We start from the raw sequence: 14,418 nt of genomic DNA, 5'->3' as shown, positions 1-14,418 counted from the left end.
CCTGTTCCGGTTTCGTGGGCGGACGCGTCGGCCCGGAGTTCGACGCTAGCACTGCGCGCTTGAATCGGTGCTGGCTGCGGTCAGGCCAGTGCGGCGGCATCGACGATGCGGCAACCTGGCGCGGCCCGCAGGGCATGGGCCACGAGTGCGTCGGCGATGCGCGGCGCCGGACTGATCCGCCAACGCCTGGGCAGCAGCGGCGCGAGCGTACCGAGCACCACGGCGCCGACGCGTTCGGCGGGACGGACCTCGGCCCGATCGCCGCCAATCAGTCCGGGACGCACGCAGGTCAACGACGGCCAGCCCTGCGCGGACAGCCCGGCTTCCAGCTCCCCCTTGACCCGGTTGTAGAAGAACCGCGACTGCGGGTCGGCGCCCATCGCCGAGGTCAGCGCGAAGGCCTGCGCGCCGTGACCACGCGCGAGCGCCGCAATGGCCAGCGGATAGTCATGGTCGACGCGGCGGAACGCCTCGCGCGAACCGGCCGCGCGCAGCGTGGTGCCGAGCGTGCAGATCACTGCATCGACCGACCACAGCGCGGCGTCGTCGGGCAGTGCATCGAAATCCACGACCACCGCCTCCAGGCGCGCGTCGCGGCGCGGCAACGCTCGCCGCACGGGCGCGACGACGCGGGACACGCGCGGATCGGCCAGCAACCTGTCCAGCACCTGCGCGCCGACCAGGCCGGTTGCGCCGGCCAGCAGGACCACCGCGCCGTCAGCCGGCATACCGCATCCAGACGCAGTCGATCGCATCGAGTGCGATGTGCACCAGCAGGCCGATGCCGAACAGGCGCGTGCGTTTCGGAACGGTGAGACCGGCATAGACGGCAATCGCCGGCGCCGTGTGCAGCGGGTGGAAGCCGATGCTGCAGCGCCCGGGCGCATAGATCGGATCGGCCAGCAGATGATCGATGTCGATGATCCAGCCGAGCATCAGTAGTGCCCAGGCCCGGCCGAAGCGCTCGCGCCAGAACAGCCAGGCGAGCAGCGCCGGCACGGCGGCATGCAGCAACAGATGGAGGATGGCGCGGGCACCCATGCGCAACGGTCCGATCGATGGAGACGGGACAGCTTAGACGTGCACGCGTTGCGGATCATGGTTTGCCCTTGCGCGTCGGCGCTGCGACCGGCGACCCGGCCGTTACACTGTCAGGCGCTCCCATTCCGAGCGACAGAGTGCCTTGGCGCACACGAATGATGCGAAAGCGGGACTGGCGGGCGATCGCGACTTCGATCGCGACGGGATTACTGGCGTGCTTGTTGACGGCCTGCGGACAGGCCGGCGGCGCCGCGCCCGTCATCACCGGTGCGCCGGCGCTGGTCTCCGACGATCCGCAGGAATGCGTCCACGCGCATCACATCGGCCGCCAGACGGTGCGCCTGCCGGCGCCGGACGGTGGCTGGTCTGGATTTCCGCAAGCGGTCGTGGTGCTCAACGCGCTCTCGGGTGAGGTCGACATCCGCCACGGCCGACGCGACCGCTGTGGCTCCCCGGCCGATGCCCGCACGCTCGACTCGCGCTTTCGCGCAGGCGTGGGCACGGTGATGGTGCCCCGCCAGGGCGACACCGCGCCGATCGAGATCGAGTACGACCCCCACCCGCTGCCGCTGTGGCGGCCGATCGTGCAATTCGGCGAACCCACGCCGGTGCAACGCGCCGATATCGGCCGGTTCGCAATCCGGATCGCGTCGCTGGCGGTCGTGCTGACGCTGGTGATCTCGGCCCTGCTCAACTTCATCGCCACGCGCGAGCGGGCGTTCCTCACCTATGCCGGCACGGTCACCGTATTCGCCACTTGGCTGGCGCTGCTGTCGGGGATGTGGGCCTGGCCCCGGCCCTGGCTGCCGGTCGCAGACATCGCGGTCGAAGCCATGGTCGGCATGGGCCTCGCGTTGGCCGGCATGACGGCGCTGGCACTGGTGCGCCAGTCCTGGTTGCGCCGCCGGTGGCCGGCACTCGAACGTGGGATGCGCTGGGCCGCACGCGCGCTCGTCCTCGCCGGCCTGTGCGCACCGTTGCTGGCGCCTGCCGGTCTGGCCGCGATGTCGGTCGCCACCGAAGTCGGGTTCTATCTGATGGCGCTGGTCTTCGCCGGCGTCGCGGTGGCGGCAATGGTCCAGCGACGCAGCGGCGGTGCCCCGCTGCTGGCGGGCGTGCTGCCGTTCCTGGCCGTGGGCACATTGGAAGCCTTCGCACCGGACACGCTCGCGCTGTGGAAGGTCGAGGCCTTCATGCTGTCGGGCGGCTGGCTGGCCCTGACCTGCAGCATGGTGCTGACCCTGCGCCTGGGCATGCTGCGCCAGCAGCGCGACGAGATGACGCGACTGGCGCAGACCGATGCATTGACCGGCCTGCCGAACCGGCGCGCCGCGCTGGCACAACTGGGATGCAGCATTGCCATGGCCCGCGCAAGCGGTGCTCCGCTGACAGTGGCCTTCCTCGACCTCGACCACTTCAAACGCATCAACGATGTCCATGGCCACGACTACGGCGACCAGGTCCTGCAGCACGTGGCCCAGGCATTGCGTGGCGCGTTCCGGACGGCCGACCACGTCGCGCGCATGGGCGGCGAAGAGTTTCTGGTGATCCTGCCCGGCGCCGATGCCGACGACGCCCGGCTGCGGATCGACACCTTGCGCGCGCTGCTGGCGAACACCGGCACCGCGCTCGGCAAGCCCGGCATGCAGGTCACCCTGAGCGCGGGCATCAGCGCGCTCCACGCCGACGACGGCGGCGCCGATGCGCTGCTGCAGCGCGCGGACGCGGCGATGTACGCAGCCAAGCACGCCGGACGCGACCGCACGCAGTTCGAAGACCGGCGGACCGAACAGGTCGAGTGAGCGGCGCCGGCCATTACGGCCGCAGGACGCGCGCCGATATCCGACGCGTTGCATTCCGGGACACCGCATCGGTGCGCACACGCAGGGAGTCGCCAACGTCCCCGAAAACGCTGCCATATGTTCGGAAACGCACACGGGTTTTCACCGGATTTCCACTGCCTTGATGCGAACTTCGCGAACCTTAATCCTGATGAGCGGAGTCGTTCCATGGCGCACCACAGTCCCGGCGGTCTCATCCTGCTCGTCGAGGACAACCGCAATATTTCCGAACCCGTAGGCGAGTTTCTCGAAAGCCGTGGCTTCGAAGTCGACTACGCGGCTGACGGACTCGATGCGGTGAACCTCGCAACCGAGATCGCATTCGACGTCATCGTGCTGGACCTGATGCTGCCGCGGCTGGGTGGGCTGGAAGTCTGCCGTCGCCTGCGCACCGAGCATCGCAGTACGACACCGATCCTGATGCTGACCGCGCGCGATTCGCTTGAAGAGAAGATCGAAGGCCTCGAAGCCGGCGCCGACGACTATCTGACCAAGCCGTTCGACATCAAGGAACTCGAAGCGCGCGTGCGTGCGTTGATTCGCCGCGACCGTCGCGAGATCGGCGCCAGCGTGCTGCAGATTTCCGATCTCGTACTCGATCCGGCCTCGCTGCGCGTGCAGCGCGGCGGTCGCGAACTCAACCTCGCGCCGATCGCCTTGAAGATCCTGACCATCCTGATGCGCGAAGCACCGCGCGTGGTCAGCCGTCGCGAGATCGAACAGGAGATCTGGGGCCTGACCCTGCCCGACTCCGACACCCTGCGCAGCCATCTCTACAACCTACGCAAGGCGGTGGATCGCGACCAGGATGTGCAGCTGCTGCACACCATCACCGGCGCAGGCTATCGCGTCGCCGATCTGCAAAAAGCCGTCGCCTGATGCGATCGGCGTGACGCTCCGGACACGGAGCGTCACGCTGTCACGCGCTGCGTAGCTCGGCGCGGTTTACTCCTCTTCTTCGCTGCCGCCGGGCGTTTGCCGCTGCGGCGCCTGACGCGTTGCGTCGTCCTGACGGTCGTTGCCCTGCCCACCCTGCTGGCCGGGCGTGTTCTGCGATTGCGCGGATTGCTGCGGATTCTGAGTCTGCTGAGGCATGGGAAGCTCCAACGGCGGGAATCGCCGTATGCGCACCGTCTGCCACGGATCGTGAGTCGGTCGAGACGGCCGGGCATTCAGTACATGCCTCGCAGCCATTGTTGCCAACCATACAGAAAGCTGTCTGCGGATCGCCCCGGATTACGACGCCTGTTTCGCGACGCGGAGGACGAACGCCCGCGATTTCAACGGGATATTGCACGCCTGTCTGCGCTCGTCTTCCACACGTGATGTCAGCCGTACAGGCCGGTTCCAGTGGCGAACAACACGCCGGCGGTGCAAGCGATGAATCGCATGGCTTGTCGCCTGCGCCCTGTGTCTCCGGTCGCGCGGCGGCGTTCCGCAGCTTGGCGTAATGGCTGCAAGACCGAGACCGCGGATGCGCGTCCTCGCGCTGGACGAAGCCGCCCGGCCCTCCAATCCGATTGCGATCAGTACCGGCTGCGCCGGGTGCGCGTCCACCATGCGAACGCCGCGCCAGCGAGCAGACTCCCCGCCGCCATTGCAAGCAAGCCACCGATGCCGCGCGTCGCATCGATCAGCACCGGCATCGGCGCGACCGCGTCGACTGCGCGCACCGCCGCAATCAGGCCGACGCCGGCAGCGAGTGCATACAGCGGCACGCGCGCCTTCGGCCAAACGCGTACCAGCAGCGCTGCGACGAGGAACGCCGGCAGCCAAGCCGCCAACACGATGCCGGCATAGGCCGGGCCGAAGCCCACGAGATCCTGCAGCGTGGTCAACGCGCGCACGCGCAGCGGAACGTCGACATCCAGCGCCGCCAGCGCCTGCAGATTGAATTGGGTCTGCACCACGCTGCCCCAGACGGTGGCGAGCAGCAGCGCGGCAACGAACGCGGCAATGCGCTGGCCCCATCCGAGGGTGCGGGTCGTGCGGGAAATCGTCATCGGCAAGTGGCATGCAGCATCATGTCCGTCGATGATGCCGCAGTCGCGGCGCCGAATGTGGAGTGTGCATGTCGATCGCGAGCCCCCGCCTGCCGGTTCCCCGCGTGACGCGCAGACCGATCCCGCGCATCGGCATGGCGTGTGTCGCCCTGCTGTCGCTGCTGCTGGCCGGCATCGCGACGGCCGACACCGCCGCCTATCGCCTGGAAACCGTTGCCGGGGGGCTGGATCATCCGTGGTCGCTCGCCTTCCTGCCCGACGGCCGGATGCTGGTGACCGAACGCGCGGGACGCCTGCGTGTCATCGCCCGCGGCGCCGACGGCGCATTCGCGTTGCGCGACGCGCCGGTCGACGGCGTGCCGCAGGTCTTGGCGATGGGGCAGGCCGGCCTGTTCGATGTCATGGTCGATCCCGGCTTCGCGCAGAGCGGCCTCATCTATCTGTCGTTCGCACACGGCACCGCGGAGGCGAACCACCTGCGCATCGTGCGTGCGCGCTTCGACGGCACGCGCCTGCACGACGTCACGCCGGTGTTCACCTCGCAACCGGCCAAGCGCGCCGGCCAGCATTTCGGCGGCCGCATGGCGCTGCTCGCCGACGGCACGCTGGTGACCGCAGTCGGCGACGGCAACCTCGAACGCACCGATGCCCAGCGCCTGCACACACACCTGGGCAAAACGATCCGCGTGCACACCGACGGCCGCGTGCCGCGCGACAACCCCTTCGTCGGCCGCGCCGGCGCCCTGCCCGAGATCTATACGATCGGCCACCGCAATCCGCAGGCGATGGTGCGCGTCGGCGATGCGCTGTATTCCAACGAGCACGGCGCCAAGGGCGGCGACGAACTCAATGCAATCGCAGCCGGCGCCAACTATGGCTGGCCGATCACGACCGACGGCGTGGACTACACCGGCGCGCGCGTGACGCCCTATCGCACCTGGCCCGGCATCACCGCACCGCTGACCCACTGGACGCCGTCGATCGCGCCCTCGGGCATGACCTTCTACGACGGTGCGTTGTTCCCCGCCTGGCGCGGCAGCCTGTTCGTCTCGGCCCTGGTCGAACGCAGCGTGCGCCGGGTGCCAATGCGCGGCGGGACACCCGGCACACAGGACATCCTTTTCGACGAACTCGGCGAGCGCATCCGCGACGTGCGCAGCGGTCCCGACGGTGCGCTGTATCTGTTGACCGACAGCGCGAGCGGGCGGGTGTTACGCGTCGTGCCTGCGGACTGACCGGTCCCGTAGGCGCGCGCTTGCGCGCGGCCAGGCAGTCCCGGACAAGCGCCATCGCGCGCAAGCGCGCGCCTACAGGAGCTTGACCGCTCACTCCTGCGCCGGCGGCGGCCCGACATGGAACGGGAGGTTCGCGTACGCCGCGTGTCCCTGGCCGTCGCGTACCTCGACGAACAACCGGTAAGCACCCGGCGTCGTCGGCGCCGAGAAACGCAGATCGCCGTTCGCGGCCTCGGCCAGCCGCAGCGGTACTTCCGGCGGCAGAGTTTCCGGATCGCCGCCGATCGATGTCGCCCGGCTTTCCTCGCGCACGATCCAGCGATAGGCCAGCGGATCGCCGTCGGGATCGCGCGCGATCACCTGCGCGCGATGCTCGGCATCGGGCGCCAGCACCACGCTGTCGATGGCGAGCCGGCCGTCGATGCGCAGCGGCGCGATCTCCGGCGCGCGGTTGTGCGGCCAACGCCCGGTCCACAGCTTCTGCATCGCATCGACGCCGGGCGTTGATTCGCCGCTGGACAGGAACAGGCCATACCAGGTCGGCGTGCGCTCCTGCTTCTGGCCCCACAGGAACACATAGGACCCGAGCCCCTGCGCGGCGTCGGCTTCGATGATGCGTGTGTAGCGGTCGACCAGCAGCGCCGCCTTGCGTGATGCGTCGTCCTCGACCGGCGCACCCCAGGACGTCAACGGACTTTCCCAGTGACCGGTCGGCCCCCATTCGGTGACGACGTAGGGGCCATTCCAGCGCGCGTCTTCGAGCTTGGCCGGCAGCTCGACGATGTCGCCGTAGAGCTGCACGCCGATCAGATCGAGTGACGGCGCGCGTGCCCGCAGCAGCTCCGCAAGCGCGGGATCGAACCCGGCCAGCGGCGTCATCACCGGATGGTGCGGATCTTCGACATGGATCGCCTGCGTGATCGACTCGACCACATCCCACACACGTGGATCGCGGGCTTCGAGATTCAGCTCGTTGCCGACCACCCACATCAGGACCGCGGGGTGTGCCTTGTGGGCACGTACTTGTTCGAGGATGCGCGCCTGCTGCACCGCGATCGCGGCCGCGTCACCGTAATCGAAGCCATGCCGTTCCTTGCCGACATGCAGCCCCATCGCGACCATCAACCCGTTGCGCTGCGCGCGATCGAGCATCGCGCGCACTTGCGCGGGATCGTTGGCGGTGTGCCAGGTGCGGAACGAATTCGCGCCCCGCGCAGCCAAGGCTTCCTGGTCGCCGTCCTGCAGGCCGGCGCCGCGGATGCGGAACGGCTTGCCATCGACCTGCAGCTGATGCCCGTCCGCCGTGGTGACGATCCGAACGACCGAGGGGCTGGCCTCCGCATGGGCGCAAGCGCTTGCCAGACCCAGCGCCAGGATCAACGTCGCAAGCAACCCGCGAAGGCGCAGCGTCCCCACGTGACCCGTGCCGGCCGCACGGGGCCGCAGACAACACACCCGACGGACTGGCGACATGGTGGCAACTCTATTGGGGGCCACCACTCTAGCCGCTCGTGCGCGCGGCGCGCACTGCAGTGCAGCGCGCGCCCGCATTGACGCGTGCCGCAAGGGCGAGGCCTCAGACCCGCGGCAGCGACACCGTCACCCGCGTCCCGGCCCCCAACGCGGACGCCACGTCGACGCGGGCATCGAGCGCCTCGGCTGCCTGACGGACGATCCACAGGCCGATACCCAGCCCTTCGGACGCGGCGTCCGCCTGGCGAAACGCGCTGAAATAGTCCTCGACACGGCTGGCATCCATGCCGATGCCGGTATCGGCGACGACAATGTCGACCGAGGCGTCACGCCCGCTGCAGGAAACCGACACACGGCCGCCGTCGGCGGTGTACTTGATCGCATTCGACACGAGATTGCCGATCAGGGTTTCGAGCAGGGCTGCATCGCTGCTGGCGACGCAGGGCGCGCCCTCGACCACCAGGTCGATCTGCTTGCGGCGGGCCGCGCGTGCCCAGACGCGCGCGGCGTCTTCCAGCACCGGCGCCAGGTCCGTCGCCCGCAATTCGGGGGCCGCGGCGCCGCCCTTGCCGGTGGCGCCGGCGATCATGTCGCCGAACTTCTGGTTGATGTAGGCAAGATCCTGCGCGGCGCTCTCCAGCCGCGCGTCACGATCCGTTTCGTCAGCCGCGCGCGCCTTGCCGAGGGCGTAGAGCGCTGCGCGCAGCGGGCCCTTGAGGTCGTGACCGGCGGTGGCGAGCACGCGCGCACGGTGCTGGTTCAGCGCCTGCGCCTCGACCAGCATGCGACGCAGTTCCAGCTGCGCCATCACCTGCCGCGCCAGCGCCTGCAGGGTGACGATCTGCACCTGGGTCAGTGCGCGCGGCACGGTATCGAGGACGCACACCGTGCCCAGCGGCAGGCCGTCAGGCGTCTTCAACAACGCGCCGGCATAGAAGCGCAGGTTCGGATCGCCGGTGACCAGCGGATTGCTGGCGAAGCGGGGATCGATGGTCGTGTCAGGCACCTCGAGGAAATCCTGCTCGAGGATCGCGTGCGCGCAGATCGAGGTCTCCAACGGCGTCTCGCGCACGCCCAGACCGATTTCGGATTTGAACCACTGCCGATCGGCATCGATCAGGTTGACCACCGAGATCGGCGTGCCGCAGACGGCCGCGGCGATCCGTGTGATGTCTTCGAACACGGCTTCGGCAGGTGTATCGAGGATCCCGTAGCTGCGCAGCGCCGACAGGCGCCGCGACTCGGCGTGGGCGGGCAACTTCGCGGCGGCCTGATGCATGGTGCACTCCGAGGGGGTGGCGGATTCTCCCACGCGCGACATGTGGCGCATGTGGTGAGGGCCCGGCAGCGCGCGCATGCCAATCGACCTCGATGAAATGCAGCCATGGCCGCGTAGTGCGCCGCGATGTGAGGAGCCGTGCACCTGCCGGCTGCTAGGTTTCCACATTGACCGGGAGAACATCTTGACCACTCGCGACACCGCGACCGCGGTGCTGGAAGACCTGGACGGCGAGCTCATCCGCATGTCGGACACCGGCGCCCCCCAACTGTCCCGCCTGGCGGCGTTCGCGAATGTGGCCGACGCGCTGCAGTTCATCATCGTGCCGCCGGACCGTCACTGGTTCTTCGTCGAACTGCACGCGCTCGTCGAACGCCATCATCTGCCGGTGAATACACTGGACGAGTCGCTGGCCACACATTGAAGCAAGGGGTGGCCAACGGAATGGGTCGTCACATGGAGTCCCCGCCTGAGCAGGCGTCATCCCGGGAGGACACTGTGTCCACGGGCGATCGTTTCTTCAGCGAGTCGGGGAATCTCGCCGATCTTGCAGTCGCATCGGTGACCCGCACCTCGCTCAGCCATGCCTTCGACGAACTGCTGCAGGGTCTCAGGCGCAGCATCGGCATCGCCCATGCGCAGCTCACGTTCGACCCCAAAGTCTCGGCCTGGTTCGCGCTCGAGCGCACGCCCGAGACGATACCCGCCAACCCCGACGGACCCGACCTCACCGTGGTCTGCCGCCAGGTCATCGAGCACAGCACGCCGATCGAGGTCGCGGATCTCGCGGCGCATCCGGTCTTCTCCAACGAACCGATCGTCACCGAAGCGGGCTATCGCTTCTACAGCGGCCTGCCGCTGCTGTCGGATTCAGGCCGCGCCCTCGGCGCGCTGTGCGTGATGGATACCCGCCCCCGCACGCTCGACGACATGGAGCGCGCGTTGCTGCAGGGCGCGGTCCGCCAGGCCAGCATCCAGCTCGAACTGCGTCGTGCGCTCGAGAGTGCGCGCCGTGCGAATCGCTATCGCACGCGCCTCAACGTTCTCGCCACACGTGGGTTCCGCGGACCGCTGACCACGATCACCACCGTGCTCGGCGAGCTAGCCGGCTTTTCCCATTCCGCCGAGGAAAAGGAACTGCTAGCACTCGCGCTCGAGGCCGCGCACACGCTGGAAACGGATTTCCGCCAGGTCGCCGAGGCCACCGCAGAGGAAGCCGATCAGGACCTGCAGACCAGTACGCGTGTCGCGCTGTCGCAGGTCTTCGCCGATCTCGCGCACACCATGGCGCTGCCGATGCGCGTGCACGGCACGCGGCTGGAGGTCGAAGCGACCGACGTCGCGCTGCGCACCAATGCGCCGCTGCTGCTCCGCGCCCTGTGCAGTCTGGTGCGCGTGGCACTGGAACGGCGCGCGACCCTCGTCTGCGTGCAGTGCGTGCGCGACGACGAGGACCTCGTGCTGTCGGTCCGCGCGCGCGGCGGCGGCGACCGCAGCGGCATGAGCGATCGCGACGCGCGCGGCGTGGCCGAGGATCTCGCCGGCCTCAACCCCAACGGCTCGCTGGGCCTGGGCACCAGCATCGCCAAGCGTAGCTGCGACGTGCTCGGCTACCAGCTGTCAGTGGAAACCGCGCTCGACGTCGGCAGCGACTACATCATCCGGATTCCGGCGACGCAGATCCTCGGCTGACGCCGCGGCCCACGTCGCGTCAGGCCTCGCGCCGCGGCGTCACATGCCCGCGGGGCAGATGCGCGGGCACTTTCGCGTTCAGCAGGCGCACCAGCGCGGGGGGCCATGAAGTCGTAGTCGTCAGGAATGTCGAGGCAGATCACCCGCGCATGCCGCAGATGCGGCGCGAACCGCTCGCTCAGACGCGCGCGGTGCACGCGTTCCATGACGAAGATCGTGTCGGCCCACGCCAGCAGTTCCGGCGTCACCGGCACGTCGGCGTCCGGGCTCAGACCCGCCGAAGCGGTCTCCACGCCGGGCCAGTCCGCGAACACCTGCTCGGCGGTCGGGCTGCGCAGCCGGTTGCGACTGCAGACGAACAGGACGTGCCGGGTCACGGAGAGACGGCTGCAGGCCGCGGCGCAGGTGGCGCCGCACGTGCGCGCACCCACGTCATGATGTCGCGGAACGTCGCGGTCCAGTAGATCTCCGGGGACGCGGCCAGGTGCTCGAGCAGCCGCGCATGCGCCTCGCGCGACACCGCGAGATGCTCGGCACCGATGCCGTGGAACGTGAGGTTCACCATCGTGCCGCGCCGTGCCGCGTCCTCGACCAGTGCGATCAGGGCATCGCCATCGACGCCGACCGGCGCCTCCACCGGCACGGCATGCACGTCGAGCGTCTGCATGTCGGGCACCACGGCGCCGCCCATGACCTTGATCGCAACGAAGTCGTCCGCGAGTGCCGCCACGTAATCACCATCGCCGGCCGCGGTGTCGCCACAGGGCACGGTGAAGGTCCGCGTGGCGGCGCCGTCGATGGCCTGCAGCATCGTCGAGGCCAGACGCACCTGTTCCTGCATCTGCAGCGCGGTCATCGTGTCGAGATCACGCTGTGGCGCCACCCAGTCGCGCCCGGGCTTCGAGGCTGCGCACTGGTGGAACAGGCTGTGGTTGCCGAGTTCGTGTCCATTGCGCGCCGCCGCGCGCCAGTCCGACATGCGCGAGCGCACCGTGTCGGCCGACAACGTGAGATAGAAGCTGGCTTTCAGGCCGTGACGGTCGAGCTCGGGAATCGCGGTGTCGAGATGCGAATCGAGCGCATCGTCGTAGGCGAGACTGACCGCCGCACGCTGGCCATCCGGCCACGCGAATGCGACCGTCGGCGCCGCGATCGCCGGGCATGCCCACAGCACCGCCACCAGTGCTGCCGCCAGGACCCGGCTCATCGCCGAGCCTCCACGCGCACCAACTGCGTCACGTAGACCGCAGATCCATCCCGCGTCGTCATACCCATGCGCGGATCGGTGAACGTGGCGGGGAACCATGTCTGCGCGAACATCACCCCGAGCAGGCGTTGCCAGTCGGCATGCGCAGCCTGGGTGTCGAGGCCCGGCTGGGCCACCGCGGCTATCTCGCAGACGCTCACACTGCAGCGCGGCGGCTTGACTTCCAGGCCGACGTAGGCGCCGGCATGTGTGCGCAGGAATGCCGCGAGCTGGGCTTCGGCGGCCTCGGACCAGTCGGCGTCGCGGCCTTCGTTGTCGAGCAGCGTGTAGAGGTCATTCATGTCGCTGTCACGCAGGCGCATCTCGGCGATGACGTCGTCCACGCGGCGCAGGTTCGCGTCCGACATCGGCCTGGGGCCGGTGCCTGACGCCGGCGCCGGAGCACGGGTGCGTGGGTCGAACGCCCCGCTCGGACCGCCTTCCGAACGAAGCGCGCCCTGACCCATCTCGGATGCCGCGCCTGTCGCCTGCAGCCCTCGGCCCAGGGCGTCGTGTGCGCCTTCATCGGGCACAGCCGCCTGCGCTTCGACATCGGCCGACGACGGGACGGCTCCGATCACTGGAGACGCACCCGGAGCGGACGACGTGGACATCAGGCCATAGCAGAGCAGCGCACCCGCCATCGCCGACAGCAGGCAGCACAGCAGCACGTGTGGCGGTTTCATCCGGAGCGCCTCGCGGGAGAGTGCCGGCAGGGTAGTCCGACCGCCAGATTCATGCATGTTGCAGGGCATCGGGGGCTGACCACGATCATCGCAAAGGCAGGATCTGCGTTGCAGACGCATCCACGTTTCGCCGCCCCCGCGGCACGACGGACAGTCGCCGGACCCGGCGCCAGCAGCAGACCCGAACGGACGCACCGCTGCACGCGATAGCCGCCGCGCGGATCGGCGCCTGCTGCTGCCTGCGATGCATCGCCTCACGCGATGGCGCCTGGCTGGCGCTGCGGCGTGGAGTGATGACATCCCGTGCACGTGGCCGTTCTACAGTGCGCGCTTTCCGGATGCCCAGCCCATGACGATCAACGACGCGACGACCGCTTCACTGCACGACCTCGATGTCAGCCTCTGCAGTTATGGCGATTCCGAAGGCGACCGCCTGAAGAAGATCGCCGCCCTGGCGAACATGGCCGTGCGCCTGCGCGACAACGCGCCGCCCGAAGAGCGCGAGTGGATCAACGAGGCCCTCCACGCGCTGGCCGTCAAGCATCGGGTGCCCGACGAATGCGTGCTGCCGCAGCCGGGCTGAGCGCACGCGCCTGACGCATCCGCGGAGGCGGGTGATGGGCGGGTGATCCGTCACGCCGTGCATGGCCGCACGCAGCTCACTTGCCTGCACGCGTCGCGCGCACGCGTGATCAAAGGCTCGTCGAATGTGCGGAAGCGCTCACATCCCTGCGCATGTGGACCGTAGGATGGCGATACGCCGCGGCGCGTCCGGCACCCGGCGGATTCCCACACTGCGGACACCGGTATGTATCTGGAAAAATTCTTCGGCGCGGCGCCCTCGCCGCATCCGTGCAAAGGCTGCGGCAGCGACGACAGGCTCGACTTCGAAGTCCGCATGGCGTTCCAGCCGATCGTCGATGCGCGCGACCGCTCGATCTTCGGGTACGAGGCACTGGTGCGCACCGATGCGGGCGGCGGCGCGGCCGAGGTCATCGCGCGGGTCACCCCGGCGCAGCTCTACCGCTTCGACCAGACCTGCCGGGTCAAAGCCATCGAGACCGCCGCCCGCCTCGGCCTGCAGCAGCGACTGTCGATCAACTTCTTTCCCAACGCGGTCTATGAGCCCGCGACCTGTATCCGCCTGACGCTGACCGCGGCGCAGATGTTCGGTTTTCCGACCGACAAGTTGATCTTCGAAACCGCGGAGTCGGAACAGATTCGCGACCATGCACATCTGACGCGCATCTTTCGCGACTACCGCAGCCGCGGCTTCCTGACCGCGATCGACGACTTCGGCGCCGGCTATGCGGGGCTCAATCTGCTGGCAGATTTCCAGCCCGATGTGCTCAAGCTCGACATCGCCCTGATCCGCGGCATCGACCGTGATCCGGTCCGCACCGCGATCGCCCGCGGGATCGTGCAGATCGCCCAGGACATCGGCTGCACGGTGCTCGCCGAAGGCGTGGAAACCGCGGCCGAATATCGCCGTCTGCGAGAACTCGGCGTTCCGCTGTTCCAGGGTTATCTGTTCGGCCGGCCCCAGCTGGAAACACTCGGCACCGTCCCCGACGCGCTCTGGCACCAGCTCGACGTCACGCCAGAGGCCTGAGCGCTCGCCCCGCCCGCGCTTGCGCCGGGCTCAGACCGGATCGCTGTCGGCCGCCGCCAGCACCGGCGCGTCGCGTGTCGATGCGACCTGCCGCGCCGCCTCGATTGCCGCCACTTCGGCCACCTGCGGGGTTTCGAAATTGTCGCCGGCCAGCACCGTCTCGACCGGCGCGTCCGAGCCGGCGACGTACAGCGCGCCCTGCGCCGTCCATCGGCCGGCCTTGTGCGCCGTCGGGGTCACGATCGCGGCGAGTGCATAACGACCTTCGGTTTCCATGCGCGGGGTTCGACGACGAGGGGCGGGGCTGCAG

General features: G+C 68.9%; 16 protein-coding genes and 1 pseudogene. 7 read left to right on the top strand and 10 right to left on the bottom strand.

The genetic code is table 11. The features are described from left to right. Positions 1 to 80 precede the first annotated feature (80 nt). Both J2X52_RS15195 and J2X52_RS15190 read right to left on the bottom strand, forming a co-directional pair. Complete coding sequence (locus tag J2X52_RS15195; RefSeq protein WP_310155190.1) at positions 81 to 728, bottom strand: NAD(P)H-binding protein; 648 nt, start codon at positions 726 to 728, stop codon at positions 81 to 83. Continuing rightward, on the bottom strand, positions 718 to 1,041 hold the full coding sequence (locus tag J2X52_RS15190; RefSeq protein WP_310155189.1) for a DUF6122 family protein: 324 nt from the start codon (positions 1,039 to 1,041) through the stop codon (positions 718 to 720). The genes J2X52_RS15195 and J2X52_RS15190 overlap by 11 nt, the downstream gene beginning before the upstream one ends. Positions 1,042 to 1,259: 218 nt before the next feature. Here J2X52_RS15190 and J2X52_RS15185 point away from each other — a divergent pair, with 218 nt between their 5' ends. Next, a complete protein-coding gene (locus J2X52_RS15185; protein WP_310155186.1) occupies positions 1,260 to 2,843 on the top strand; it encodes a diguanylate cyclase in 1,584 nt (527 codons plus the stop codon). 207 nt (positions 2,844 to 3,050) lie between these two features. Next, on the top strand, positions 3,051 to 3,761 hold the full coding sequence (locus J2X52_RS15180; RefSeq protein WP_310155182.1) for a response regulator transcription factor: 711 nt from the start codon (positions 3,051 to 3,053) through the stop codon (positions 3,759 to 3,761). 66 nt (positions 3,762 to 3,827) lie between these two features. Here the strand turns inward: J2X52_RS15180 and J2X52_RS15175 are convergent, their stop codons facing one another. Together J2X52_RS15175 and J2X52_RS15170 are read right to left on the bottom strand one after the other, a co-directional pair. Further along, positions 3,828 to 3,977, bottom strand: a complete 150-nt coding sequence (locus J2X52_RS15175; RefSeq protein ID WP_310155180.1) for a hypothetical protein — start codon at positions 3,975 to 3,977, stop codon at positions 3,828 to 3,830. Between the two features lie 431 nt (positions 3,978 to 4,408). Beyond that, complete coding sequence (locus J2X52_RS15170; protein WP_310155177.1) at positions 4,409 to 4,885, bottom strand: hypothetical protein; 477 nt, start codon at positions 4,883 to 4,885, stop codon at positions 4,409 to 4,411. Positions 4,886 to 4,989: 104 nt separating this feature from the next. Here J2X52_RS15170 and J2X52_RS15165 point away from each other — a divergent pair, with 104 nt between their 5' ends. Beyond that, complete coding sequence (locus tag J2X52_RS15165) at positions 4,990 to 6,120, top strand: PQQ-dependent sugar dehydrogenase (RefSeq protein ID WP_310155175.1); 1,131 nt, start codon at positions 4,990 to 4,992, stop codon at positions 6,118 to 6,120. Positions 6,121 to 6,210: 90 nt separating this feature from the next. Here J2X52_RS15165 and J2X52_RS15160 read toward each other — a convergent pair whose 3' ends face one another. Both J2X52_RS15160 and J2X52_RS15155 read right to left on the bottom strand, forming a co-directional pair. Further along, entirely contained in the window at positions 6,211 to 7,593 is a 1,383-nt protein-coding gene (locus J2X52_RS15160) for a glycoside hydrolase family 2 TIM barrel-domain containing protein (RefSeq protein ID WP_310155172.1), read from the bottom strand. 103 nt (positions 7,594 to 7,696) lie between these two features. Then, positions 7,697 to 8,872: a GAF domain-containing sensor histidine kinase gene (locus J2X52_RS15155; protein WP_310155169.1), complete on the bottom strand. Its 1,176-nt coding sequence runs from the start codon at positions 8,870 to 8,872 to the stop codon at positions 7,697 to 7,699. Positions 8,873 to 9,056: 184 nt separating this feature from the next. On the opposite strand from J2X52_RS15155, the gene J2X52_RS15150 reads away from it, so the two are divergent. Beyond that, positions 9,057 to 9,296, top strand: a complete 240-nt coding sequence (locus tag J2X52_RS15150; RefSeq protein ID WP_310155166.1) for a hypothetical protein — start codon at positions 9,057 to 9,059, stop codon at positions 9,294 to 9,296. A 74-nt stretch (positions 9,297 to 9,370) separates the two neighbouring features. Continuing rightward, positions 9,371 to 10,564 carry a GAF domain-containing protein gene (locus J2X52_RS15145; RefSeq protein WP_310155163.1) on the top strand — a complete coding sequence of 398 codons (1,194 nt, stop codon included), beginning with the start codon at positions 9,371 to 9,373 and terminating at the stop codon, positions 10,562 to 10,564. A gap of 19 nt (positions 10,565 to 10,583) precedes the next feature. Here J2X52_RS15145 and J2X52_RS15140 read toward each other — a convergent pair. From J2X52_RS15140 to J2X52_RS15130, 3 genes and pseudogenes are all read right to left on the bottom strand, one after another. Then, positions 10,584 to 10,941: pseudogene (locus J2X52_RS15140) on the bottom strand (low molecular weight protein tyrosine phosphatase family protein). Beyond that, entirely contained in the window at positions 10,938 to 11,771 is an 834-nt protein-coding gene (locus tag J2X52_RS15135) for a polysaccharide deacetylase family protein (protein WP_310155161.1), read from the bottom strand. The pseudogene J2X52_RS15140 and the gene J2X52_RS15135 overlap by 4 nt, the downstream one beginning before the upstream one ends. After that, on the bottom strand, positions 11,768 to 12,496 hold the full coding sequence (locus J2X52_RS15130; protein WP_310155159.1) for a hypothetical protein: 729 nt from the start codon (positions 12,494 to 12,496) through the stop codon (positions 11,768 to 11,770). Before J2X52_RS15130 ends, J2X52_RS15135 begins: the two co-directional genes overlap by 4 nt. A gap of 349 nt (positions 12,497 to 12,845) precedes the next feature. Here J2X52_RS15130 and J2X52_RS15125 point away from each other — a divergent pair, with 349 nt between their 5' ends. Together J2X52_RS15125 and J2X52_RS15120 are read left to right on the top strand one after the other, a co-directional pair. Further along, positions 12,846 to 13,079 (top strand): hypothetical protein, encoded by a 234-nt coding sequence (locus J2X52_RS15125; protein ID WP_310155155.1) that lies wholly within the window; start codon positions 12,846 to 12,848, stop codon positions 13,077 to 13,079. A gap of 315 nt (positions 13,080 to 13,394) precedes the next feature. Next, on the top strand, positions 13,395 to 14,108 hold the full coding sequence (locus J2X52_RS15120) for an EAL domain-containing protein (RefSeq protein ID WP_343226792.1): 714 nt from the start codon (positions 13,395 to 13,397) through the stop codon (positions 14,106 to 14,108). Positions 14,109 to 14,138: 30 nt separating this feature from the next. On the opposite strand, the gene J2X52_RS15115 is transcribed toward J2X52_RS15120, so the two are convergent. After that, positions 14,139 to 14,384 carry a hypothetical protein gene (locus J2X52_RS15115; protein ID WP_310155150.1) on the bottom strand — a complete coding sequence of 82 codons (246 nt, stop codon included), beginning with the start codon at positions 14,382 to 14,384 and terminating at the stop codon, positions 14,139 to 14,141. Positions 14,385 to 14,418: the final 34 nt, after the last annotated feature.

It is taken from the genome of Luteimonas sp. 3794, from assembly GCF_031456825.1.
GTDB lineage: Bacteria > Pseudomonadota > Gammaproteobacteria > Xanthomonadales > Xanthomonadaceae > Luteimonas.
The sequence above is the reverse complement of the archived record's forward strand: the minus strand, read 5'-3'. Positions and strand labels throughout refer to the sequence as shown.

Coding starts and splice junctions, on each gene's coding strand:
- J2X52_RS15125 (WP_310155155.1), top strand. CDS start 12,846: ATGACGATCAACGACGCGACGACCGCTTCACTGCACGACCTCGATGTC.
- J2X52_RS15115 (WP_310155150.1), bottom strand. CDS start 14,384: ATGGAAACCGAAGGTCGTTATGCACTCGCCGCGATCGTGACCCCGACG.
- J2X52_RS15195 (WP_310155190.1), bottom strand. CDS start 728: ATGCCGGCTGACGGCGCGGTGGTCCTGCTGGCCGGCGCAACCGGCCTG.
- J2X52_RS15160 (WP_310155172.1), bottom strand. CDS start 7,593: ATGTCGCCAGTCCGTCGGGTGTGTTGTCTGCGGCCCCGTGCGGCCGGC.
- J2X52_RS15120 (WP_343226792.1), top strand. CDS start 13,395: ATGGCGTTCCAGCCGATCGTCGATGCGCGCGACCGCTCGATCTTCGGG.
- J2X52_RS15175 (WP_310155180.1), bottom strand. CDS start 3,977: ATGCCTCAGCAGACTCAGAATCCGCAGCAATCCGCGCAATCGCAGAAC.
- J2X52_RS15170 (WP_310155177.1), bottom strand. CDS start 4,885: ATGACGATTTCCCGCACGACCCGCACCCTCGGATGGGGCCAGCGCATT.
- J2X52_RS15135 (WP_310155161.1), bottom strand. CDS start 11,771: ATGAGCCGGGTCCTGGCGGCAGCACTGGTGGCGGTGCTGTGGGCATGC.
- J2X52_RS15190 (WP_310155189.1), bottom strand. CDS start 1,041: ATGGGTGCCCGCGCCATCCTCCATCTGTTGCTGCATGCCGCCGTGCCG.
- J2X52_RS15180 (WP_310155182.1), top strand. CDS start 3,051: ATGGCGCACCACAGTCCCGGCGGTCTCATCCTGCTCGTCGAGGACAAC.
- J2X52_RS15155 (WP_310155169.1), bottom strand. CDS start 8,872: ATGCATCAGGCCGCCGCGAAGTTGCCCGCCCACGCCGAGTCGCGGCGC.
- J2X52_RS15130 (WP_310155159.1), bottom strand. CDS start 12,496: ATGAAACCGCCACACGTGCTGCTGTGCTGCCTGCTGTCGGCGATGGCG.